Origin of the sequence: Aestuariivita sp., from assembly GCF_049276915.1 — a bacterium.
Classification (GTDB): domain Bacteria; phylum Pseudomonadota; class Alphaproteobacteria; order Rhodobacterales; family Rhodobacteraceae; genus Aestuariivita.
The window spans coordinates 1-3,910 of sequence record NZ_JBASXK010000126.1; the positions used below are offsets into that span (position 1 = coordinate 1).

Genomic DNA, 3,910 nt, shown 5'->3' on the forward strand with positions numbered 1-3,910 from the left:
TGAACGTCCACACTGATTTAGGGGAGCGTAGTACCCGTTGTCGCCGTCGTGGACGTTGTGCTGCCACCGCCGGCTACAAGCCCCACCAGTACAATGCTGCCAATTACAGGCGCAATTCCAGCACCACCCAATGTTGCGCCGCCAGTGCCAGTCGCCTGAGGCAGTCCGATGCAAAGCTCGTCACGGGCAAGCTGGAGAGCTGCTTGACCCAAACTACACGCGTTAACGCCGTTCGGGCCCTGTGCGATTGTTCCGCCGTAGGATGTACACTGTGACGCGGTCACGGAACCTGAACCATCCGGGCAAAGCCCCTGCGAAAAAGCCGGAGTTGCGACGAAAGCCGCAAGCGAAAGTGCCAAAACTGGTTTGAATGTCATGATAGTCTCCAATAATGTTTACGTGTTTTTAACACATCCCCGAACACTGGTGAAGTTGTATTGCTGTTCAAGGTTAAGTTAAATACAGTCAATTGGTGATTTTGCACTGATTTTCGGCCAAGCGCTGCTTTGTTTTGGAGCGGTTGACATAAACCGGTTCACTTTCGAACCACAGGCGACAAGGTTTAACGTTCTGAATCAATGACAAATTATAGAGAAATGCCGCGGTGGCTGGGATCAGAACAGACACAAGCCGCGCCCCAAGCTGATGACGATGAGATCGATCTGGGTGCCCTGCTTTCGACGCTATGGCGCGGAAAATGGCTGATCGCTTTGTGCATGACTGTCGCCATCCTTGTTGGCGGCTATTACGCATATGGAATGGCGACGCCTTTGTATCGCTCGACCGCTGTTGTGATTCTCGAAACCAATCAGGACCAGATCGTTGACCTGCAAAGCGTCGCAACCGGATTGTCAGGCGATACGACAGAGATCAACTCGGAAATCGAAATTTTGCGCTCTCGCGGCCTGATGGGCAAGGTCGTGGATCGCCTGAACCTGACTGAAGATCCGGAATTCAACGGCGCTTTGCGCCCCCCTGGGGTCAGGCAAAATGCGCAAGCCTGGGTGCGATCCACACTGGGCTTGACCAGTCCGCCGATGGACATCCCAGCCGAGGAAAAAGCCCGCCAGGACCGCGACAGAACTATCTCGGCCTTGATCGAGAAAATCTCTGTAAGCAACATCCGAAACAGTCTGGTGTTCAACATCACGGCAACGACGGAACAGCCCAGAAAATCCGCGCTGATCGCCGATACGCTGGTCGAGCTCTACATATTCAACCAGATCGAAGTGAAGTTCGAAGCGATGGAACAGGCGACGGTCTGGTTGACCGATCGCGTATCCGAGCTGCAAACATCGCTTGAGGTTGCCGAAGCAAGAGCCGCCGAGTTCAGTGCCGCAACGGATCTGGTGTCTGTTGAAGGTTTGCGCGCCCTTGAGCGTCAGACCAAAGAGCAACGAGATCGCATTCAAACGGCTCAAATGAACCGAGCGGCGCAGGCAGCCAACCTGGCGGCCCTCGAAGCGGCCGACACGCGTGCGCTGCGCGCAGAGCTTGCCGATGACCCACAGCTGACCCGCTTTCTTGCCCGCGCTGATAGCGATGAGGCAATTGGGTCCGCATTCGATCTTCGCTTTGACTTTGTCCTGGAACGGGCGCGTCAAAATCTGGTACGGGCGGATCAGCAACTGGAGGCTCTGAACGCATCTGCGCTCGATCTGGAAGCACAGATCGCGTCACAGGGTGAAGATCTGATTACCCTGCAGCAGCTGACCCGCGAAGCAGAAGCCATCCGGACCCTCTATGAATATTTTCTGACGCGTCTCAACGAAACCTCGGCGCAACAAGGTATTCAACAAGCCGACAGCCGCGTTCTGTCGAACGCGGTGATCCCGTTGGCCCCCTCAGAGCCAAGAAAATCGATGATCGTCGCCCTTTCCGCCATCTTGGGGATCATGCTGGGTGCTGGTATCGTCCTGCTACGCGAGCTGCGCAACAACAGCTTCCGGACTGCGCAGGAACTTGAGGCGGCCACGGGATACACGGTTCTGGGCCAGATTCCTGAAATGCCCGTCAGCAAGCGCAACATGCTGATAAACTATCTGACAGACAAACCATCGTCAGCCGCCGTCGAGGCGGTTCGAAACCTGCGCACCTCTCTGATGTTGTCGAATGTCGATCAGCCACCAAAGATTATCCTGTCCACCTCATCCGTTCCCGGCGAAGGAAAGACCACGAACGCCCTGTCGCTTGCACATAACCTTCTGGGACTGGGCTCCCGTGTTCTGCTGGTTGAAGGCGACATCCGCCGGCGTACGCTGCATGAGTACTTCAACGACATGCCCGAAAAAGGCATCGTTTCGGTTCTTTCCGGTGAAAAAACTCTGGATGAGGCCATCCATCGTACCCCTGGCTTCGGGGCCGACATACTCGGTGGCGAGAAATCAGCCGTCAATGCAGCGGATCTCTTTGCCTCTGACCGCTTCAAGGCGTTAATCGAGGAAATGCGCACAAAGTATGATGCTGTGATCATCGACACTCCCCCCGTTCTGGTTGTGCCGGACGCCCGGCTGATTGCACAAAGCGCAGATGCCGTCATCTTTACCGTACGCTGGGACAGCACAAGCAAGGACCAGGTCGAGGAATCGATGCGGATGTTCCATAACTCCAACCAGCGACTTTCAGGTCTGGTGCTTGGCCAGATCAGCCCGAAAGGCATGAAGCGCTATGGATATGGTGGAAAGTACGGGGCCTATTCTGCCTACGGATCGAAATACTATACGAACTGACGGCTGCTTGGCCCGGAACCGAAAACGCGCGGCCCAGATGTTTCACCGGGCCGCGCTTTTCGTTTGGGTTCAGGGGCTTTAGTTTGTGGCCAGGTTGGCGAAGCCGAAGACCGATGGCAAGATCTGCGAGACCGTGCGGTTCCACTTGGTGATCGGCTGCTGGGCCACGAATACGATATCATCAGGGCGCAATTCAAATCGGGTCATGAGCGCGTAGTTGGCGGCATTGCGCGCATCGAGATGCCAGGCGGTGATGGCCCCGAACTCACGCGGGTCTTCCGACGCGCGCAAGACATAGATTTGCGAGATGTCTCCGGTCTCGGGCTGAACCCCGCTGCTATCATCCAGCATGGCATCCGCAAGATTGGCGCGTCTCTCAAACGGCAATGCAAATCGCGACTGGGTACGCAGTTCGCCCAACAGATAGACATAATCATTGTCATCCGCCCCAAGATCTCTGCGCGTCTGATAGTTGCTGCGAGCTTCATTGAGCTGCGCCCGGCGCAAAGTGATCTCGGTTTCCAGATCGCCCAAAGCCGCGGTACGCGCAGATTGGCGCGTGTTGATCAGGGTAATCTGTTGCTCGAAATAGGATTGCGCCAGACCGAGTTCGTATTCGGTATCCACGAACACCGCGTCGCCATCAACCAGGCGCGTGCGCAACAGACGCGTTTGCGAGTAGAGCTCCATCAGGGGGATCTGATACAGAGTGCCATCGCGGTAAAGCCGGACAGAAGCGAAATCCTGATCCTCCACCGTGATCCCGCCGGCAGCAGACAAGGCTTCGTCAAGATAGAGCGGGGTCAGCGTCACCGGCACTACGGTTGGTGACGCCACAGCGCCACCGATCGACACCCGGTGCGAATTGAATTCGGAAATCTCGAGGCTGAAGGTCGGGTCAATCTGGTTCTCGACAAGACGTTGGAACAGTTCGGCTTCTGCATCCTCAATCGTCAGACCCGCGATGCGCACCCGGCCAACATTAGGGATATTGATCGACCCATCGTCCTGAACGGTGTAACCCTCACGCGCGTTCTGAGCGGCCAAAAGGCCAGTGAGTTCCTCAACCGTGGATCCCGCAGAGGGGGTGGCCAACAGCACGACATCTCCAATGCCGATCTGGTAAGGCCCCGGGTTCGCATCCGGAGGAACGCGCAAGGCAAGGCGATCGGGGCGGAATT

Annotated in this window: 2 protein-coding genes; one reads left to right on the top strand and one right to left on the bottom strand. The window is 56.4% G+C overall.

Annotation, left to right across the window (positions count from 1 at the left end):
• Window positions 1–596 precede the first annotated feature (596 nt).
• Window positions 597–2,729: a polysaccharide biosynthesis tyrosine autokinase gene (locus WAO69_RS13520; protein ID WP_422179991.1), complete on the top strand. Its 2,133-nt coding sequence runs from the start codon at window positions 597–599 to the stop codon at window positions 2,727–2,729.
• Between the two features lie 78 nt (window positions 2,730–2,807).
• Here WAO69_RS13520 and WAO69_RS13525 read toward each other — a convergent pair.
• A partial coding sequence (locus WAO69_RS13525; protein ID WP_422179993.1) for a polysaccharide biosynthesis/export family protein occupies window positions 2,808–3,910 on the bottom strand: 1,103 nt, incomplete at its 5' end.

Coding starts and splice junctions, on each gene's coding strand:
- WAO69_RS13520 (WP_422179991.1), top strand. CDS start 597: ATGCCGCGGTGGCTGGGATCAGAACAGACACAAGCCGCGCCCCAAGCT.